General features: G+C 69.4%; 17 protein-coding genes. 12 read left to right on the top strand and 5 right to left on the bottom strand.

Going from position 1 to position 17,916, the window contains the following annotated elements; genetic code table 11:
- The first annotated feature begins 213 nt into the window (after positions 1–213).
- The 4 genes from KB221_05675 to KB221_05660 all read left to right on the top strand — a co-directional run bounded on the left by KB221_05675 (position 214) and on the right by KB221_05660 (position 3,368).
- Positions 214–426, top strand: coding sequence for a cold-shock protein (locus tag KB221_05675; GenBank protein ID WIY70509.1), 213 nt, complete (start codon positions 214–216; stop codon positions 424–426).
- A gap of 101 nt (positions 427–527) precedes the next feature.
- Positions 528–794, top strand: coding sequence for a hypothetical protein (locus tag KB221_05670; GenBank protein WIY70508.1), 267 nt, complete (start codon positions 528–530; stop codon positions 792–794).
- Positions 795–900: 106 nt separating this feature from the next.
- Complete coding sequence (locus tag KB221_05665) at positions 901–2,838, top strand: prolyl oligopeptidase family serine peptidase (GenBank protein ID WIY70507.1); 1,938 nt, start codon at positions 901–903, stop codon at positions 2,836–2,838.
- 14 nt (positions 2,839–2,852) lie between these two features.
- A complete protein-coding gene (locus KB221_05660) occupies positions 2,853–3,368 on the top strand; it encodes a hypothetical protein (protein ID WIY70506.1) in 516 nt (171 codons plus the stop codon).
- On the opposite strand, the gene KB221_05655 is transcribed toward KB221_05660, so the two are convergent.
- The 5 genes from KB221_05655 to KB221_05635 all read right to left on the bottom strand — a co-directional run bounded on the left by KB221_05655 (position 3,365) and on the right by KB221_05635 (position 8,398).
- Positions 3,365–4,528 (bottom strand): cystathionine gamma-synthase, encoded by a 1,164-nt coding sequence (locus KB221_05655; GenBank protein ID WIY70505.1) that lies wholly within the window; start codon positions 4,526–4,528, stop codon positions 3,365–3,367. The genes KB221_05660 and KB221_05655 overlap by 4 nt on opposite strands.
- Positions 4,525–5,265 carry a dienelactone hydrolase family protein gene (locus KB221_05650; GenBank protein ID WIY70504.1) on the bottom strand — a complete coding sequence of 247 codons (741 nt, stop codon included), beginning with the start codon at positions 5,263–5,265 and terminating at the stop codon, positions 4,525–4,527. The genes KB221_05655 and KB221_05650 overlap by 4 nt, the downstream gene beginning before the upstream one ends.
- Positions 5,252–6,049 carry a dienelactone hydrolase family protein gene (locus KB221_05645; protein WIY70503.1) on the bottom strand — a complete coding sequence of 266 codons (798 nt, stop codon included), beginning with the start codon at positions 6,047–6,049 and terminating at the stop codon, positions 5,252–5,254. The genes KB221_05650 and KB221_05645 overlap by 14 nt, the downstream gene beginning before the upstream one ends.
- A 7-nt stretch (positions 6,050–6,056) precedes the next feature.
- Positions 6,057–6,866 carry a dienelactone hydrolase family protein gene (locus tag KB221_05640; protein WIY70502.1) on the bottom strand — a complete coding sequence of 270 codons (810 nt, stop codon included), beginning with the start codon at positions 6,864–6,866 and terminating at the stop codon, positions 6,057–6,059.
- Between the two features lie 128 nt (positions 6,867–6,994).
- Positions 6,995–8,398: a pyridoxal-phosphate dependent enzyme gene (locus tag KB221_05635; GenBank protein ID WIY70501.1), complete on the bottom strand. Its 1,404-nt coding sequence runs from the start codon at positions 8,396–8,398 to the stop codon at positions 6,995–6,997.
- A gap of 110 nt (positions 8,399–8,508) precedes the next feature.
- On the opposite strand from KB221_05635, the gene rnr reads away from it, so the two are divergent.
- The 8 genes from rnr to KB221_05595 are packed head-to-tail and all read left to right on the top strand — an operon-like array spanning position 8,509 to position 17,914.
- Positions 8,509–10,833: a ribonuclease R gene (gene rnr / locus KB221_05630; GenBank protein WIY70500.1), complete on the top strand. Its 2,325-nt coding sequence runs from the start codon at positions 8,509–8,511 to the stop codon at positions 10,831–10,833.
- Between the two features lie 59 nt (positions 10,834–10,892).
- The gene (locus KB221_05625) at positions 10,893–11,888 is read left to right on the top strand and encodes a DUF4424 domain-containing protein (GenBank protein ID WIY70499.1); all 996 of its coding nucleotides are present in this window, start codon (positions 10,893–10,895) and stop codon (positions 11,886–11,888) included.
- A 47-nt stretch (positions 11,889–11,935) separates the two neighbouring features.
- Positions 11,936–12,643, top strand: coding sequence for an NUDIX hydrolase (locus KB221_05620; protein WIY70498.1), 708 nt, complete (start codon positions 11,936–11,938; stop codon positions 12,641–12,643).
- A gap of 48 nt (positions 12,644–12,691) precedes the next feature.
- Positions 12,692–13,687 (top strand): 3-oxoacyl-[acyl-carrier-protein] synthase III C-terminal domain-containing protein, encoded by a 996-nt coding sequence (locus tag KB221_05615; protein WIY70497.1) that lies wholly within the window; start codon positions 12,692–12,694, stop codon positions 13,685–13,687.
- A complete protein-coding gene (locus tag KB221_05610; protein WIY70496.1) occupies positions 13,684–14,673 on the top strand; it encodes an NAD-dependent epimerase/dehydratase family protein in 990 nt (329 codons plus the stop codon). Before KB221_05615 ends, KB221_05610 begins: the two co-directional genes overlap by 4 nt.
- 53 nt (positions 14,674–14,726) lie before the next feature.
- Complete coding sequence (locus KB221_05605; protein ID WIY70495.1) at positions 14,727–15,518, top strand: MBL fold metallo-hydrolase; 792 nt, start codon at positions 14,727–14,729, stop codon at positions 15,516–15,518.
- Positions 15,508–16,758 carry a cell division protein FtsA gene (locus KB221_05600; GenBank protein WIY70494.1) on the top strand — a complete coding sequence of 417 codons (1,251 nt, stop codon included), beginning with the start codon at positions 15,508–15,510 and terminating at the stop codon, positions 16,756–16,758. Before KB221_05605 ends, KB221_05600 begins: the two co-directional genes overlap by 11 nt.
- Entirely contained in the window at positions 16,751–17,914 is a 1,164-nt protein-coding gene (locus KB221_05595; protein WIY70493.1) for an ATP-dependent carboxylate-amine ligase, read from the top strand. The genes KB221_05600 and KB221_05595 overlap by 8 nt, the downstream gene beginning before the upstream one ends.
- Positions 17,915–17,916 lie beyond the last annotated feature (2 nt).

The following is a 17,916-nucleotide window of genomic DNA, read 5'->3' as shown; positions in this document are numbered from 1 at the left end:
GGCGAGGGCGAAGGCCTTCGCCGCCGTTTTGCTATCTGCACCGCGCCGCTTGCTATTGCCGGGCAAAGCGCCCATCTGGGGCTTCGTCGATCTCACTGCGAAACGCTGCTGCCCCTTTGCATCGCGCACCGAGGTCCAAAGCCGATCCCATTCAGACCCGACAGGCCGACCCGGAACCTCTTCCGGCGGTCAACGCCTAACGGAGGTCTCAAAATGGCTACCGGCACTGTGAAATGGTACAACTCCACCAAGGGTTACGGCTTCATCGCCCCCGATGACGGCGGCAAGGACGTGTTCGTCCACGCCTCGGCCGTTGAAACGTCCGACCTGGGCACGCTCAACGAAAATCAGAAGATCTCCTACGAAGTCGAACGCGACTCGCGTTCAGGCAAGGAATCGGCCGGTCGCCTCAAGGCCGCCGAATAGTTTCCGACAAGCGACCCTGCCGGGATTGATTTCCGGCTGACGGAAGGGCCGGCCGCCGAACAGGCGCCGGCCCGACTGTTTTTCAACTCCAGGAGATGCCGATGACCCCGCTGGCCGAAAAGCTCCCGACCATGACCGACGCCGATCTGAAGGCCCTGCGCCTCAATGCGGTCCGTCTGTCCGAAAGCGGCTCTCCCACCAAGATGGCCACCGCCGCCGAACTGGTGCCCCTGATCGACGCCGAAACCGCGCGCCGCGCCGCCGACAAGACGACCATCGCCGTCAAGAAGCCCCGCGCCCCGGCCAAGAAGAAGGTCGTCCCGGCGACAGGTCACCAGACCGCCCTGCCGGACAGCAAGGCCGCCTAGACCTTTCTCCGCGAGCGGCGGCTCCTGCCCCCTCGATTGGACTCAAGCCCCTTTCGCTGACAACCTCCCGCATCGGCGGATCGGGTCCGCCGGAACAGGGGGTTGCATGCGCATCCGGTCGCTCGCCATTGTCCTCGCCTGCACCCTGGTGCCGACATCCGTTCTGGCCCAGGCCTCCGGTGTCGTCGAAAAGCCTGCAGCCCTGGTCGCCGACGGCGTCCCGGCCATTCCGGCGGCACTGGCGGCCGAGACCCGACCGTATATGGAATTCCGTACCGCCGGCTTCGCGGGCTGGAATGCGGCTGACCGGTCGATGCTGATTTCGACCCGCTTCGGCAATACGGCCCAGATCCATCGCGTCGCCATGCCGATGGGCGCTCGCGAACAGCTCAGCTTCGAGGTGGAACCCGTCGGCGGCCGTTGGTCCCCCGCCGGTGACGTGCTGGTCGTCAGCAAGGACAGGGGGGGCGATGAGTTCTTCCAGCTGTACACGCTGGCCGAGGGCCGCCTCACCCTGCTGACGGACGGGGGGCGCAGCCGCAACAGCTTCGGGGCCTGGAGTCAGGACGGACGCCTGATCGGCTACTCCTCTACCCGGCGCAACGGCCGGGACAGCGACCTCTATGTGATGGACCCGCGAGATCCCTCGACCGCCCGCATGGTGGCCGAGGTCAGCGGCGGCGGCTGGAGCATCGCGGATTTCTCGCCGGACGGTCGCACCGCCCTTGTCGTGCAGGGGATCCAGGTCACCAAGTCGAACCTCCATGCCCTCGACCTCGCGAGCGGTCGCATGACCCCGATCGGCGATCACAGCCTGCCGATCGCCTATGGTGGTGCCCAGTTCGCCGCTGACGGGACGCTTTGGGTCACCTCGGACCAGGACAGCGACTTCCAGCGGCTGGGCCGGATCAACCTCGCCACCGGTGCCTTCACAGCCGTCTCGGCGGAACCGCGCTGGGACGTCGAGGACTTCGACATCGCCGAGGACGGTTCCTTCATCGCCTATACGATCAACGAGGCCGGCAGCACCCGTCTGCGCCTGCTCGACCCCGCGTCTGGTCAGGTTCGCAGGGTCGACAGCCTGCCCGCGGGCATCGCCGGCGGCCTCGACATCGCGCCCTGGGGCGATATCGGCCTGACCTACTCCTCGGCCCGCAGCGCCTCTGACGCCTTCTCCATCGACCCCACATCCCTTGCGGTCACCCGCTGGACCCGCAGCGAGACCGGCGGGCTGGATGTCACGCGCAATGTCGAGCCTGAACTGATCGAGGTCGCCAGCTTCGACGGTGAGCCCGTCTCCGGCTTCCTCTACCGCCCCGACGCAGCCCGCTTCCCGGGTCCCCGTCCGCTGATCGTCAATATCCATGGCGGGCCGGAGGGCCAGAGCCGCCCCGGCTTCATGGGCCGCAACAACTACCTGATCAATGAGCTCGGGGTGGCCATCTTCTTCCCCAATGTCCGCGGCTCCACCGGCTACGGCAAGCGGTTCGTCAGCCTGGATAACGGGCCCGACCTGCGAGAGAATTCGGTGCGGGATATCGGTGCCTACCTCGACCGGCTGGGTGCCGATCCGGCCATCGATGCGGGACGCATCGCTGTCACCGGTGGCTCCTATGGCGGATACATGTGCTACGCCGGGGCCATTCACTACGGCGATCGTCTTCGCGGCGCGAACTGCGTGGTCGCCATCTCCAACTTCGTGACCTTCCTCGAGAACACCGAGGCTTATCGGCGCGATCTGCGCCGGGTCGAATACGGCGACGAGCGCGACCCGGGCCAGCGCGCCCGCCTGCTCGAGATCTCGCCCATGACCCGGGTCAACGAGATCAACATCCCGCTGATGGTGGTCACCGGCGGCAACGACCCGCGCGTCCCGGCGTCAGAGGCCGACCAGATGATCGCCGCCGTCCGCGCCAACGGCCGCACCGCCTGGCACCTTCTCGGCCAGGACGAGGGGCACGGCTTCGCGAAAAAAGTGAACCAGGACTACCAATTCTGGGCCAGTCTGCTGTTCTGGCGCGAGACCCTGCTGAGCGCGGACTGATCGTCGGTCTATCCATGAGCCTCGCCGCCGTCATCGTCATCCTGGCGCTCCAGCAGCCTGATCCGCTGGCCCCGGCCCGCATGGGCCAGATGCTCTGCTATGAGCCCGACGCGGCGCGCCAGACCTGTTACGGGACCGCGTCCTACCGCTGGCCGGGCGATGGAACCGTCATCAGCGACATCGTGGTCGCCGCCAGCGCCGTTCCAGCGATTTTCGTACACTCCAGTGCGCCCGTCTTCGTTCGGGGCGACGAGGAGTGCACCCGGCTGGTCCCCAGCGCCGGTCAGATCACCGCCGTCTATCAGGACGGCGAAAAGCTGGGCGGGTCCGAGTTCGAGTCGTTCAGGAGGATTCTGGGCTCGATCATTGACCAGGCAAACGGGTCGGGCCGCGAACTCTGCTTTTCTTACAAGCCCCTGGCCAATGGCGACTTCAAGTCGACGGCAAGGGTCGACGGCGTGGCGCGACCCGATCTGGACGGGACCGTCCGTTGGGTGCGCCCCGCCGACGGCTGGCGCGTCGCCTTTTAGCCGATCGCCTGATCGAGGTCCGCGATCAGGTCCTCGACCTCCTCCACGCCCACCGACAGCCGGATCAGGTTCTCGGTCACCCCGCCCGCCTCGCGCACCTCTTTCGGCACCGAGGCGTGGGTCATGATGGCCGGGTGGTTGACCAGGCTTTCGACGCCGCCCAGCGACTCCGCCAGGGTGAAGACCTGAACCCGCTCCAGCACGCGTTTGGTCCGCTCCAGATCGCCGTCGATCAGGGCGGTGACCATGCCGCCGTAGCGGCCGTTCATCTGGCGTGAGGCCAGTTCGTGCTGCGGGTGGCTGATGAGGCCGGGATAGATCACCTTCGCGATCCCCTTCCGCTCCTCCAGCCAGCGCGCGACGGCCAGGGCGTTCTCGTTGTGCGCCTTCATGCGCAGGCCGAGCGTCTTCAGGCCCCGGTTGGCCAGGAAGGCGTCGAACGGCCCCATCACCCCGCCGACCGAGTTCTGCAGGAACTTGATCTCCTTCGCGAGGTCCGGGTTCGCCGTCACCAGCGCCCCCCCGATGATGTCGGAGTGGCCGTTCAGATATTTGGTCGCCGAATGCATGACCACGTCGGCCCCCAGCTTCAGCGGCTGCTGGCTCCAGGGCGTGGCGAAGGTGTTGTCGACGATCAGCAGCAGGCCGTGCTTCCTCGCGATCGTCGACAGGCCGGCGATGTCGGCCAGTTTCATCAGAGGATTGGTCGGGGTCTCGGCCCAGATCAGCTTCGTCTTCGGCGTGATGGCGGCCTCGACGGCCGCCAGATCGCTCAGATCGACATAGGCGAAGTCCAGCCCCATCGACCGGCGGCGCACGCGCTCGAACAGCCGCCACGAGCCGCCGTACAGGTCATCGCCGGTGATGATGTGCGACCCGGCATCCAGCAGCTCAAGCGCGGTCGAGGTCGCGGCCATGCCGCTGGCGAAGCCGAAGCCGTGGGTCCCGCCTTCCAGATCGGCCAGGCAGGCCTCGAACGCCTCGCGCGTCGGATTCTTGCCGCGCGCATACTCATAGCCCTTGTTCACGCCCGGGCTTTCCTGGGCGTAGGTCGAGGTGGCGTAGATCGGGGTCATCACCGCGCCTGTGGTCGGGTCCGGCCGCTGGCCCGCGTGGATGGCGCGGGTCGAAAAGCCCTGGCTGTTTTTGAGCGAACTCATTCTGTTTCCCGATCGATGCGGCCGATGTTGCCCGCGTAGAACGCTGACGACAGCTGGAAGATCTCCAGCCATTTCGGCGCTGTGAATAGGTGGTTGGAGTCCCGGAGAACAGCCACCCTGACGTTGACCTCGCGCTCCCTCAGAAACTCGACCCACCGCGCGGTGTTCCGGGGCAGGACATGGGTATCGCCCTCGGCCCGGATCATCAGCACCGGAATCCGCCTGCGCGGCGGCCGGGGGGTATAGACGTCCACACCGCCGGCCAGCCCGATCGCCGCCGCCGCCCGGCTGTTTCCGAGCGCGCCGTCGACCGCGACGTAGGAGCCGAGCGAATAGCCGAACATCGCCGTCCGGCGACGGTTCACACCGCGGGCGATGAACCAGTCGATGGCATGCTCGCCGACATCGCGCCAGGCCTCCATCATCGCCGGCGGGCGGATGCCGTCATCGGGCCAGGCATCCGTGAACAGCGGCGTCAGCACCTCATAGCCGTCCGCGGCGAAACGCATCGCCAGTTCATGCCAGGGCCCGCGGCTGACGATGTTCGTGCCCGAGCCGTGCATCATGACGATGGCCGAGCGCCGCCCCTCACCGACCGGCCGGTAGTGGATGGCGCGGATCGGCTTGCGGTGGCTCATGAAGGTCAGACCTTCCCAGGTCGGGACCTCGGCCTGCCGGGCCCAGCCCCCGCCTGTCAGACCGGCCGCGACAGCGGCGATAACGCTACGACGGTGCATGCCCCGGCTCCGGACGGGTTTCCAGAAACGTGCGGGTCCGACTCATGACCGCGCACCAGGTGGGAAGATCATACTGGTGGCCGTCAAAATCGAGGCCCTCGACCTCAACCATGGCACCGGCCGCGCGCAGGTCGGCTGCGAGGTCCAGCGTCGCGCGAACCGGCACGGCCTCGTCGCGACGGGCGTGCATCAGCAGGAAGGACAGGTCGCGTCCGGCCAGCCGCTCTTCGACCGCCCCGCCCCCTGCCGCCAGAACGGCAGAACGGATCGGGCTTCCGGGTGCCGTCGCGGCGTTCAGGGCGACGCCGGCGCCGCGGGAATAGCCCCAAAGCGCCACCCGATCGGGCGTAATGCCCGCTGTGCCGGCGAGCTGGGTCGCCGCGTCCAGCGCCGCCTGGCGCCAGGCCCGCGCGTTCACCAGCCGACGCCCCTGGGCGGGGGCGTCGGCATCGAAATAGGCCGGCAGCATCACCCAGTAGCCGCGCGACGCCAGCTGGATGGCGTGGGCGTCGAACAGGATCGCGTTCATCTCGAACCCGGTCCCGCCGTGCAGCATCACGAGAGCGGTGCCATTGGGCTCGCCCCGCGGCGCATAGAGATGCGCCCGGATCGACCGGCCACGGCTCTCGAAGCTGACCAGGGTTCTGGACGCCTGGACCGCGACATCGTCGCTGCAGCCGGGAACGCCGACGCGCGGTGGCGGCGGCGCTGTCTGGGCGACAACTCCGTCGCCCGACACCGTCAGCGCCAGCAGACCCAGCGCCGCAATGAGACTGTAGCGCACCCGGGCGTTACGACGCCGGGGCGGCGGCGGCGGCCGGCAGCAGGTTGGCGTCGAGGAAGCGCCGCGTGTGCTGGAACACCTCGCACCAGACCGGGCCGGTCATCGACCGTCCGGGGGCATCGAGCATCTGCACATCCACGGTCGCACCGCGACGGCGCAGGTTGGCGGCCAGTTCGCGCATGGTGGCGGCGGAGATGACGGGGAAGGTCGAATAGCCCTCGATCAGCATCATCGACACGCCCTCCCTGCGGCCGCGGCTCGCCTCGAAAATGTCCTGGCCGGTCCCGACCCCAATGGCCACGCGCGCCGTGGAATCCGGATGCGCCGATCCGTCCGTGGCGACGAACCCGCCGAGCGAGAAGCCCCAGATGCCGACCCGTGCCGGATCGACGCCCTCCAGCGTGCCCATATAAGCCACGGCGGCATGACCCGCCTCTTCCCAGAGCCGGACGTCACGGCCGTTCCACGGAACCTGGCGCGCCCGGGCCTCGAAATAGTTCGGAACCAGGACATGATAGCCGCGGGCCGCGAGCTGGATGGCGTGCGGGTCGAACGCATGGGCGTCGACGGACAGGCCTTCCGAGCTGTGCAGCATGACCACCGCTGCGCCGTTGGCGGGACCGGTTGGCTTGTAGATGAGGCCGCGAACCGTCTGGGAGTTGCTGATGAACTCGGCCGGGCCCCGCGTGGCCCGCTGCGGAACATCGTCGGCGCAGCCCGCGGGTGCGGCCGCCTGGGCCGAAGCGTTGGAAACCGGACCGAGAAGGGTGGCGGCGGCGATCGCGGCGGCGATGGCCAGGGTCGGGAAGCGTTTCATGGATGGTCTCAACAGCATGTGGAACGGTGTGATGCCCAATCAGGACCACATTTTCGCCGCCGTCCAGTCAACTCGCCTCATTTCCATTGCATGTTTGCAACAACCGCCGACCGGACCCGCGTCGCGGCCTAGCGGTTGAGGCTCAGATGGTTGATCAGGTCCGTCCGCGTAATCAGGCCCACGAACTGCTCGCCGTCCAGGATGATCGCCACACGATCACGGTCAAACAGGGGGATCAGGGCATCCAGGGTCTCACCCACCTGAACCGTATCGAGGTCGCGGGTCATGGCCGAGGCGACCGGACGGGCGAACCTTTCCTTCCGGGTGATCTCGTCGGTGTTCATCACATGGACCAGGTCGCTTTCGTCCAGAATACCGACCAGCCGGCCGTCCTGGATGATCGGTAGCTGCGAGACGTCAGCGCCACGCATGCGTTTGAAGGCTGTGTCCAGCGTATCGTCAGGCCCGGCAACAACGACGTCGCCGTTCTCGTATTTGCGGCTTATCAGGTCGGACAGGTCGCCGTGCATCGGCTGACCGCTCAGCCCCTGATCGGCCAGCCAGGCGTCGTTGTAGACCTTGGACAGATATTTGGCGCCGGTGTCGCAGACGAAGGTTACGACCCGCTTCGGCTCCGTCTGCTCGCGGCACCAGCGCAGGGCACTGGCGATCAGCGTCCCCGACGAAGACCCCGCAAGCACGCCTTCCTTGAGCAGCAGTTCCCGGACGGTGGCGATCGCCTCGGCGTCGGGGATGGAATAGGCCTTGTCGATCAGGCTCATGTCCGCCGTATCGGGCACGAAATTCTGGCCGATCCCCTCGACCGTATAGCTGCCCTCCGGTCCCGGTACGCCGTCATTGACGACCCCCGCCAGCGTGGATCCCACGGGGTCGGCGAGGATGATCTTCGCGTCCGAGCCGACGCTTTTCAGATAGCGGGCAATGCCGGTGATCGTGCCGCCCGACCCGATGCCGGCGACGAAGGCGTCGATGTCGCCCCCCATCTGTTCGTAGATTTCCGGACCTGTGGTCTGGAAATGCGCGAGCGAATTGGCATCGTTGGCGAACTGGTTGACGTAGAATCCGCCCGGGATCTGCTGCGCCAGCCGCTCGGCCATGTCGGTGTAGTATTCGGGATGCCCATGCGGCACGTCCGAACGGGTCAGGCGAACATCCGCTCCCATCGCCCTGAGATGCTGGATTTTTTCCTTGGACATCTTGTCCGGAATGACCAGAAGCACCTTATAGCCCTTGGCTTGGCCCACCAGCGTCAGCGCCAGACCCGTGTTGCCGGCCGTCGCCTCGACGATGGTGCCGCCGGGCTTCAGAAACCCCTCGCCTTCCGCCGCCGCGATCATCGACAGGGCGATCCGGTCCTTGATCGATCCGCCCGGGTTCTGCGCCTCCAGCTTCAGGAACAGGCGGCACGGGCCCGTATCGACCTTCGTCACCTCCACCATCGGCGTCTTGCCGATCAGGTCCAGCAACGAACCGGTCGGACCGGACAGGACAGGCGTGGCGGCCAAAGACATTCAATCACTCCAGGGGGCTCGCGCCGAAAGCTAGGCGCAGCCCCTGCCCATCACAAGCTGCGCAAGATTTCGCCTCCGAAGAGGCCAGTCGTGCGTTATCAAGGATACAAATGAGCAAATCACCCCGCCGGCCCGTCGCCGGACTCCCCGACGAAGCCACGCTGATCGCCTTCCTCCGCGAAGCCGGATCAGCGGAGAAAACTGATATCGCGCGCCATTTCGGCCTCAAGGGCGGAGAGCGTCGCGCCCTGCGCGAGATGATCCGCGCCCTCGAAGAGGCCGGCAAACTGGGCAAGCGCGGCCGCAAGGGCTTTTCCGAAGTCGGTGCCCTGCCCCCCGTCGGCGTCGCCGATGTGGTCGAGCGCGACCTCGACGGCGAACTCTATGTCCGCCTGGTGGAGGCCTCGGCCGACGCCCCGCGCGCCCTGCTGATTCCCGACAACGGCGGCAAGACCGGCCCCGCCCCCGGCATGGGCGACCGTGTCCTGGTCAAATTCGCCCGCACCGAGGACGGCTGGGAAGCCCGGCTGATCAAGAAGCTCGACGCCGGTGCCAACAAGGTGCTGGGCGTCATCCGCAAGTCCAACAAGGAGGTCCGGGTCGAACCCGTCGACCGCAAGTCGAAGGACGTGCTGATCGTCCCCCACGCCCAGGCCGAGGGCCTGCGCGACGGCGATCTGGTCCTCGCCGCCATCGAGAAGGGCGACCAGCGCTACGGACCGAAGCGCGGCAAGATTCTCGAGAAGATCGGCCACGAGGGCGACGCCCGCGCCGCCTCCCTGATCGCCATCGCCGCCCACAATGTGCCGATGGGCTTCTCGGAGGCCGTCGAAAAGGAAGCTGAGGATCAGGAGTTGCCCTCGCTGAAGGGGCGCGAGGACCTGCGCGACCTGCCCCTGATCACCATCGACCCCGCCGACGCCCGCGACCACGACGACGCCGTCTATGCGATGCGCGACGAGGATCCGAAGAACGCCGACGGCTGGATCGTCTGGGTCGCCATCGCCGATGTCGCCGCCTACGTCCGCCCCAACACCAACCTCGACCGGGAAGCCCGCGACAAGGGCAACTCCACCTACTTCCCCGACCGCGTCGAACCGATGCTGCCCGAGCGCCTGTCCAACGGCCTGTGCAGCCTCAAGGAGGGCGAGAACCGCGCCTGTATGGCGGTGCGCATGGTCTTCGACCGGGACGGCCGGAAGACGGGCCACAAATTCGTGCGCGGCCTGATGCGGTCGCAGGCCAAGCTCAGCTACGAACAGGCCCAGTCCGCCATCGACGGCCAGACTGACGACACCACCGGCCCGATCATGGCGGCCATCCTCGAGCCGCTGTGGGCGGCCTATCGCACCATGCTCAAGGGTCGGCTGAAGCGCAGCCCGTTGGCGATCGAAAGCCCCGAACGCCGCATCCGCATGAACACTGAGGGCCAGATCATCTCGATCGAGCCCCGTGTCAGCCTCGAGGCCCACCGGCTGATCGAGGAGATGATGATCCAGGCCAACGTCTGCGCCGCGGAGACGCTGGAGCAGAAGAAGACGCCCCTGCTGTACCGCATCCACGACGCCCCCAGTCAGGAGAAGCTGTTCAACCTCGGGGACTTCCTCCAGACCATTGGCAAGCCGTGGAACAAGGGCGAGCCGGCCACGACCAAACGGTTCAACAAGCTGCTGGAAGAGACCCGCGGCGGCGACCACGCCGAGGTCGTCAACGAGGTCGTCCTGCGCAGCCAGATGCAGGCCATCTATTCGGCCGAGAACGTCGGCCATTTCGGGCTGAACCTCGACCGCTACGCCCATTTCACCTCGCCGATCCGGCGCTATTCCGACCTGATCGTCCATCGCGGCCTGATCCGGGCGCTGGGCCTGGGCAAGGACGGATTGACGGACCGGGAAGTCACGGAACTGCCCGCCATCGCCGAACAGGTGACCATGACCGAGCGCCGCTCCATGGCCGCCGAGCGCGCGGCCATGGACCGCTATATGGCCGCCTTCCTGCAAGAGCGGGTCGGGGCGACCTTCCCAGGACGGATCACCGGCGTCACCCGCTTCGGCCTGTTCGTCCGGCTGGAGGAAACCGGTGCCGACGGCCTGGTCCCGGTCTCTTCCCTGGGCACCGAATATTTCACCCACGACGACAAGTCCCACGCCCTGGTCGGGGAGCGCACCGGCGCCCGCTGGACCCTCGGCCGGACGGTCGAGGTGCGGTTGAAAGAGGCCACGCCGATCACCGGCGGGCTGGTCTTCGAAATGCTCTCGGATCCAGCCCCGCGCGATCCCAATGCGCCCGCGCCCCGTCTGGGCCAACGCGGCCGGGGCGCAGGCGGGGGCGACTTCCCGAAGCGCGGCGGCGGCAGGCCCGGCGGACCCAAGCCGCCCAAGGGCGGACGCCCGTCCGGCGGCCTGAAGGGCGTGCGCAAGGGCAAGCGACGCTGACGGAAATCGTCACGACTTCGCCGCACATGATCGGCTAGTCTCTTCGCGGGGAGGACATGATGATCAGACTGAACCGGGGCGTCGCCGCCGTGCTGGCCGCCATCCTGCTCGCCGCGCCGGCCGCGGCAAACGACAGCGTCGCCTCCATGGGCGCCGGCGGACTCGTCCTGCAGCGTACCGACGGCATCGAGATGCGGTCCGAGGACCTATATGTCTCGGCCGCCGAGATCCGCGTCCGCTACCGCTTCTACAATCGCACCGAACGCGACATCGCGACGCTCGTGGCCTTTCCCATGCCCGACCTGCAGGGCGGCATCGAGAGCGACGTTGCGATCGAGGACCCGCTGCGGATGCCCTTCACCACCACGGTGAACGGCCGCCGCGTGGCGACCAATGTCGAGCAGAAGGCCGTGTTCAACGGCGTCGATCACTCCGACATGATGCGCGGTCTGGGCGTCCCGCTCTCCCCCCGCGGTGAGGCGACGATGCAGGCGCTGGCGACCCTGCCCCGGCCCCAGATCGAGATGCTGATCGAGATGGGTCTGGTCGAGGACCGTTCCTGGACCGACCGGGGCGTTCGCACCGTGGAGCTGGCCCCCCTCTGGACGCTCAAGACGACCCACTACTGGACCCAGGTTTTTCCGGCGGGGCGTGAACTCGACGTCCGGCACCAGTATGCGCCGGCCGTCGGCGGATCGGCGGGCAGCGTGTTCGGCGATCCCATGATGGCCGGGAACGAGCACAACAACGAGCAGGCCACCCGGTATTGCACTGACGACGCCTTCCAGGCCGGCGCGCGGCGCATGCGGTCGCGCGGCCTGTATCTGAGCGAGACCTGGGTCGACTACATCCTGACCACAGGCGCCAACTGGGCTGAGCCCATCGGCGACTTCCGGCTGGTCGTGGACAAGGGGTCTTCCCGCAACCTGGTCAGTTTTTGCGGCGAGGGCGTGCGCAAGATCAGTTCGACCCGGTTCGAAATCCGGCGCCGCAACTATACGCCGACCGACGACCTCTCCGTTCTGATCCTGACCGGAACGCGGATCGACGACTGATCGTCCGGCCAGTCTTCCGCCGGCCGGCACGCGTGCTATGGCCGGGCATGGCCACGCCTTTCGACTCGATCCGCGACCTCACCGACGCCCCGCGCGTGGGCGGCCGACAGACGCCCAAGGACGCCGCCACCCTGATCCTGACCCGGGTCCGCAAGGGGCAGGCCGAGGTGCTGATGGGTCGCCGCGCGCCCGGCCACGTCTTCATGGCCGCCAAATGGGTCTTTCCGGGCGGTCGGATCGATCGCTCTGATTTCACCGCCGCCTCGGCCAATGACCTGCCCGCACCGGACACCGCCCGGCTGATGCGCGAGGTGCCCGCCCGCCGCGCCCGCGCCCTCGCCCTGACCGCGGTGCGCGAGACCTTCGAGGAGACCGGCCTGCTGCTGGCAGAGCCCGCGCCCTTCGCCTCCGTCGCCGGTTCATGGCGCGAGTTCCGGGCCGTCGGGGCCCTGCCCGATCTGGCCGCCCTGTCCTATGTCGCCCGCGCCATCACCCCGCCCGGACGGACCCGCCGCTTCGACGCCCGCTTCTTCATGGCGGACGCGCGGGCGCTGCTGCATCCCGAGCCGACCGCCGGTTCGGGCGAACTGGACGAGATCGCCTGGCTTCCGCTGGCCGACACCCGGTCGCTGGACCTGCCGGCCATCACCCGCTTCGTGCTGGGGGAGGTGGGCGAGCGTCTGTCCCACCCCGACCGGCCCCTGCCCTATGTCCGGATGGTGCGCGGACAGCATGTGATCGAGCATCAGGACTGACGCCGCGGGCGCATGGACGCCGTCCAACGGCAAGGCTAACCTGACCCGATGACGCCAATGATCCTGGCCGGCTTCGGGGCGTATTCCCCGCGTGAACATCGGCCTTCGCAAGCGCTGGACGTCGTCTTCGGCCAGCCGGCGGGTTGGACCGAGACCCAGTTCGGCATCGCCTCACGCGGCGTCGCCGCCCCGGACGAGACCACCTCCATGATGGGTGCCGAGGCCGCGAAACGCGCCCTGGCGATGGCCGGCTGGGAGCCGGGCGACATCGACGTGCTGGTCGGCGCCTGCGGGGTCATGGAACAGCCCATCCCCGGTGCCTCGGTCCTGATCCAGGAGGCGCTGGGGCTCGGCCAGTCCGGCATCTGGGCCTTTGACGTCAACCAGACCTGCCTGTCGTTCGTCGCCGCCCTCGACGTCGTCGCCATGGGCTTCGCCGCCGGCCGCTTCCGGCGCGCCCTGATCGTCTCCAGCGACATTCCGTCATGCGGCCTCGACTGGGGCACCCCCGCCTCCGCCGCCATCTTCGGCGACGGCGCGGCCGCGGTGTGTGTCGAGGCCGGTACCGACCCCCACGGACCGGGTCTGCTGGCGCGCGGTTTCGAGACCTATGGCGTGGGCAAGGATCTGGCCTCCGTCCGCTCCGGCGGAACCCGCGTCCGCCTCGACGACGGACTGGAAGCATTCGCCGACGGTGCCCGGTTCCGGATGGACCCCTTCGGTATCTTCAAGGCAGCCTCGCGGACCCTGCCCGCCCTGATCGATCGGGTCCTCGGCGAGGCGGGCCTGACCCGCGAGAGCGTCGATGTCATCGTCGGCCATCAGGCCAGCCGGCCCGCGATCGAACACGCCCGCCGGCTGATGGGCGGCGATCCGGACCGGGTGGTCGACATCTTCGCCACCACGGGCAACCAGATCGCGGCCTCCCTGCCCTCCGTTCTGGTCGAGGCGCACGCGACCGGGCGGCTCGGTCCGGGCAAGACCGTCCTGCTGCTGGGCACGGCGGCAGGGATCAGCCTCGCCGCCATGGTGCTGAGGACGTGACCCGGCGCGCGCTCGTCACCGGCGCGACCGGCGGCCTCGGACTGACCCTGACGCAGGCGCTGCTCGATGACGGCTATTCGGTGCGGGCCGCCGGCCGCAGTCCCATTGCCATTGCCCGCCTGGGCGCGATGGGCACCGAGACCCTGAAGGGCGATCTCTTCGACCTCGGTCCGGACGCCCTCTGCAGGGACATCGATGTCGTCTTCCACGCCGCCGCCCTGTCCAGCCCCTGGGGTCCCGACGCCGACTTCCAGCGCGCCAATGTCGATCTGACGCGCGACCTGCTGGCAGCCGCACGCCGCTCGGGCGTCGGGTCGTTCGTCTTCGTCTCGTCTCCGTCGGTCTACGCCCGCTGGGCCGACCAGACCGGACTGACCGAAGACACCCCCTGGCCCGCGCGGCCGCTGAACGCCTATTCCCGCACCAAGGGCGAGGCCGAACGGCTCGTGGTCGCGGCGGACGCGCCCGGCTTCCGCACCATCTCCATCCGCCCGCGCGCCATTATCGGCCCCGACGACGCGGTCCTGCTGCCGCGCATTCTGCGACTGGTGAAGCGAGGCCGCTTCCCCCTCTTCCGTAACGGTCAGGCGCTGGTCGAGATGACCGATGTGCGCGACGCGGCCCGAGCGATCCGCCTGGCGGATGTCCACCGCGAAGCGGCCGGCGGGCAGGCGATCAACATCACCGGCGGTCAGCCCCTGCCCGTCCGTGAGCTGGTCGGCCGGCTGGGCCAGACGCTTGGCGTCGAGGTCCGCATCGTCTCCCTCCCGCTGGCCCTGGGTCAGGCCCTTTCGGTCGGGGCCGACGCCCTGTGCCGCATCCTGCCGGGCCAGCCCGAGCCGGTGCTGACGCCCTACACCCTGTCCACCCTCGCCTGGTCGCAGACCTTTGATCTCGGCAAGGCCCGTCGCCTGCTCGGCTATGAGCCGGCCCACGACGCGGTGGAGACGGCGCTGGCCGTCGCGCCCGGGCTGGCGGCGTCGTGAAACGCTGCCGCGTCCACATCCTGCGCGCCGGGTCCTGTTCGCATCCCGCCGTCATGACCCGCCATGACGCAGGTCTGGCGCCGGCCGTCTTTCCGGCGCTGGCGGCCCTGATCGTCCATCCGGATGAGGGCCCGATGCTGTTCGACACCGGCTATGATCCCGCCTTCTTCACCGCCACCGAACCCTTCCCGGAACGCCTCTACCGCTGGACCACGCCGGTCAGCCTCGCCCCGGGCGAGGCCGTCGCAGACCAGCTGCCGGCCTTCGGCTTCGCGCCGGACGACATCCGCGCCGTCGTCGTCTCCCATTTCCACGGCGACCACATCGCGGGTCTGACCCGCTTTCCGAATGCCCGGATTGTCTGCGCCCGCGCCGGACTGGCGCAGGTCCAGCGCAAGGGGCGGGTCGACCGCGTCCGGCGCGGGGTACTGGCCGCCCTCGCCCCGGCCGACATCGCCGCTCGCGCGGTCTTCTTCGAGGACCGGCCGCAGGTCCCCCTCGGCCCGGACATGGCCCCGTTCGAGACCGGCGCGGACCTGCTGGGAGACGGCGCACTGCTGGCGGTCCAGCTGCCCGGCCACTGCCCCGGCCACTGGGGGCTTCTGGTGCGGCAGGCCGATGACCGGACCCGCTTCCTGATCGCCGACGCCGCCTGGTCGAGCGGCGCCGTACGCGACGACGCCCCCCCGCCCCGCCTGACCACCGCCCTGCTGGGCGCGACCGGCCCGTACCGAGAGACCCTGAACGCCCTGCACCGGCTGTGGGCGCGCAATCCCGAGCTGCTCATCACCCCGTCCCACTGCGGCGAGGTCGAGGTCGAGGTCGAGACGGGCCGTGCAGACTGACCGCCTCGCGGTTCTGCGGGCCTGGCTTGCCGCCCGCCGGAGCGGCTGGAGCCTGCGCACCACCGCCGATGTTGCGCGGCGACAGGCCCGGCTGTGGCGTGCCATGGCCCCTGTCATCGCCCGCACTCCGGCGGTCAGCGCCCTCGCCGGCCGTCCGCTGGCCGACTTCCCGGTCATGTCGCCCGATCTCCTGCGCGAGCGCTTCGACGCCTGGAACACCCTGGGCCTGACACGGCCCGGCACCGAGACCGCCGCCCTGACGGCGGAGACGGGCGGATCCGGCGAGGTGCGGCCGGGGATCGTCGCCGGCTTCTCCACCGGCTCGTCGGGACGCCGCGGCCTGTTCGTGACCAGCGCGGTCGAGCGCGCCGGCTGGGTCGGCCACATCCTCGCCCGCCTGCTGCCGGCCGACGCCCTGCTGCGCTCCACGCGGATCGCCCTGTGCCTGCGGGCAGACAACCGGCTGTATGGCGATGTGGAGAGGGCCGGCCCTATCCGCTTCCTGTTCGTCGGCCTCGATGTCCCGGCCGCCCAGCGGTTCGAACGGCTGCGGGCCTTCGCCCCGGACACCCTGATCGCCCCCCCGCAGGTTCTGGCGGACCTCGCCCGCCGGACGGCCCAGCCATGGCCGCTGCGCCGCCTGTTCTATGGTGCCGAGCCGATGGGCGAGGCCGAGCGCCGCTGGATCGGCGCGGCCCTCGGGGTCCGGCCCGACCCCATTTATCAGGCCACCGAGGGCTTCCTCGGTGCCGCCTGTCGCTTCGGGACGCTGCACCTCAATGAGGACGTCCTGATCGTCGAGCGCGAACCCGTACCAGGGACCAGCCGGTTCGTGCCGATCGTCACCGACCTGCGCCGCACCACCCAGCCGATGATCCGCGTCCGCCTGCCCGACCTGCTGCAGCCGCTGGCGACGCCCTGCCCCTGCGGCTCGCCGCGGACCGCCGTCCATCCGGTCGAGGGCCGGCTGGAGGACCTGTGGCGCTGGCGGGGCGCCGCGATCTGCCCACGCGAGGTCGAAGCGGTCGTCAGCGCCGCCGTCGGTCCGGACCAGGACTGGCGCGCCCTCGCCTCGCCGGGAGGCGTCACGGTCGAGGCCGAGCCGGATCGGGTCGAAGCGGCAAGGTCGGCCGTCGCGGGCCTGCTGGCGGCGCACGGCGTGGATGTCATCGTGACCGCCGGCGGTCGCCCGACGCGGGACGGCGTCAAACGGCGGCGGGTGCGCTGGTCCGATGGCTGAGCGGGTCCTGATCACCGGTGCCCGGGCCGTGGCGGCGCTGGACATCGCCCGCAGCCTGCGCGCCGCCGGCTATGAGCCGCATCTGGCCGACTGCAGTCCGGCCTGGGTCGCGCGCCTGTCCCGGACCGCCGGCCCCGTGCATCGCCATGCCTCGCCGGTCGAGCACACCGCCGCTTTCGCCCGCGACATCCGCGACCTGATCGACCGGCTCGATCCCGTGCGCATCATCCCGACCTGCGAGGAGGTGTTCCACCTCGCCGCCGTGGCGGCGGCTGACGGCATCTCCGACCGGGTGTTCGCCCCGCCGCCGGACCGGCTGGCGACCCTGCACGCCAAGGACCGGTTCGCCGCCCTGTGCCGTCGGCTCGGCCTGCCGGTACCGGACACCGCCCTTGTCACCGACAGGGCGGCGCTGGAAGCCCTGTCCGGCGAAGCCGCCGACCATGTGTTCAAGCCGGTCTGGTCGCGTTTCGGCACCCGCACCCTGATCGCGCCGACGCCCGCCGCCCTCGCTGCCGTTACGCCCTCGCCGGCGGCACCCTGGGTCGCCCAGCGCCGCATCGTCGGCGAGGAGGCCAGCTTCCACGCCGTCTGCAACGAGGGACGGGTCACCGCCTTCTGCGCCTATGGCTCGGACTGGCGACTGTCCGGCGGTGCCAGCTACGTCTTCCGGCCCCTGCCGCCGGAGGTGACCGTGCGGCTACGGCCCATGGCCGAGGCCCTGGCCGCCTTCGCCGGGACGGGCCAGATCGCCTGCGACGTCCTTATCGACGGCGACGGACAGCCGTGGCTGATCGAGTGCAATCCGCGCGCGACCAGCGGCGTCCACCTGTTCGGTCGCAGCGCGGCATTCGGCCGGGCGCTGGTGGGACGCGGCGAGGCGGAGCCGGCCCCGGCGACGCGCCACCTGTCCCCGGCGCTCTGGCTCCACGGCCTGCCGACCGCCCTGCGCGACGGACGGCTGGCGGCATGGCGTGCACAAGGACAGCAGGGCTTCGACGCCGTCGCCGCGCCCGGCGACCCGGGGCCGATCCTCGGCGCCCTGGCCGACGCCGCCGCCTTTGCCCTTCGCGCGCTCCGGACCGGCCGCTCGCTCACCGCGGCCATGACCGCCGACATCGAGTGGAACGGGCCGCCGGTCGGGTCCCCGGACTGAGG

It is taken from the genome of Aquidulcibacter paucihalophilus (genome assembly GCA_030285985.1).
Classification (GTDB): Bacteria; Pseudomonadota; Alphaproteobacteria; order Caulobacterales; family Caulobacteraceae; genus Brevundimonas.
The sequence above is the reverse complement of the archived record's forward strand: the minus strand, read 5'-3'. Positions and strand labels throughout refer to the sequence as shown.

Excerpts from the sequence above, each read along its gene's own strand:
- KB221_05655 (WIY70505.1), bottom strand. The coding sequence starts at position 4,528 with ATGAGTTCGCTCAAAAACAGCCAGGGCTTTTCGACCCGCGCCATCCAC.
- KB221_05670 (WIY70508.1), top strand. The coding sequence starts at position 528 with ATGACCCCGCTGGCCGAAAAGCTCCCGACCATGACCGACGCCGATCTG.
- KB221_05675 (WIY70509.1), top strand. The coding sequence starts at position 214 with ATGGCTACCGGCACTGTGAAATGGTACAACTCCACCAAGGGTTACGGC.
- KB221_05595 (WIY70493.1), top strand. The coding sequence starts at position 16,751 with ATGGCTGAGCGGGTCCTGATCACCGGTGCCCGGGCCGTGGCGGCGCTG.
- KB221_05635 (WIY70501.1), bottom strand. The coding sequence starts at position 8,398 with ATGTCTTTGGCCGCCACGCCTGTCCTGTCCGGTCCGACCGGTTCGTTG.
- KB221_05665 (WIY70507.1), top strand. The coding sequence starts at position 901 with ATGCGCATCCGGTCGCTCGCCATTGTCCTCGCCTGCACCCTGGTGCCG.
- KB221_05640 (WIY70502.1), bottom strand. The coding sequence starts at position 6,866 with ATGAAACGCTTCCCGACCCTGGCCATCGCCGCCGCGATCGCCGCCGCC.
- KB221_05615 (WIY70497.1), top strand. The coding sequence starts at position 12,692 with ATGACGCCAATGATCCTGGCCGGCTTCGGGGCGTATTCCCCGCGTGAA.
- KB221_05650 (WIY70504.1), bottom strand. The coding sequence starts at position 5,265 with ATGCACCGTCGTAGCGTTATCGCCGCTGTCGCGGCCGGTCTGACAGGC.
- rnr (WIY70500.1), top strand. The coding sequence starts at position 8,509 with ATGAGCAAATCACCCCGCCGGCCCGTCGCCGGACTCCCCGACGAAGCC.
- KB221_05620 (WIY70498.1), top strand. The coding sequence starts at position 11,936 with ATGGCCACGCCTTTCGACTCGATCCGCGACCTCACCGACGCCCCGCGC.
- KB221_05625 (WIY70499.1), top strand. The coding sequence starts at position 10,893 with ATGATCAGACTGAACCGGGGCGTCGCCGCCGTGCTGGCCGCCATCCTG.
- KB221_05660 (WIY70506.1), top strand. The coding sequence starts at position 2,853 with ATGAGCCTCGCCGCCGTCATCGTCATCCTGGCGCTCCAGCAGCCTGAT.
- KB221_05605 (WIY70495.1), top strand. The coding sequence starts at position 14,727 with ATGACCCGCCATGACGCAGGTCTGGCGCCGGCCGTCTTTCCGGCGCTG.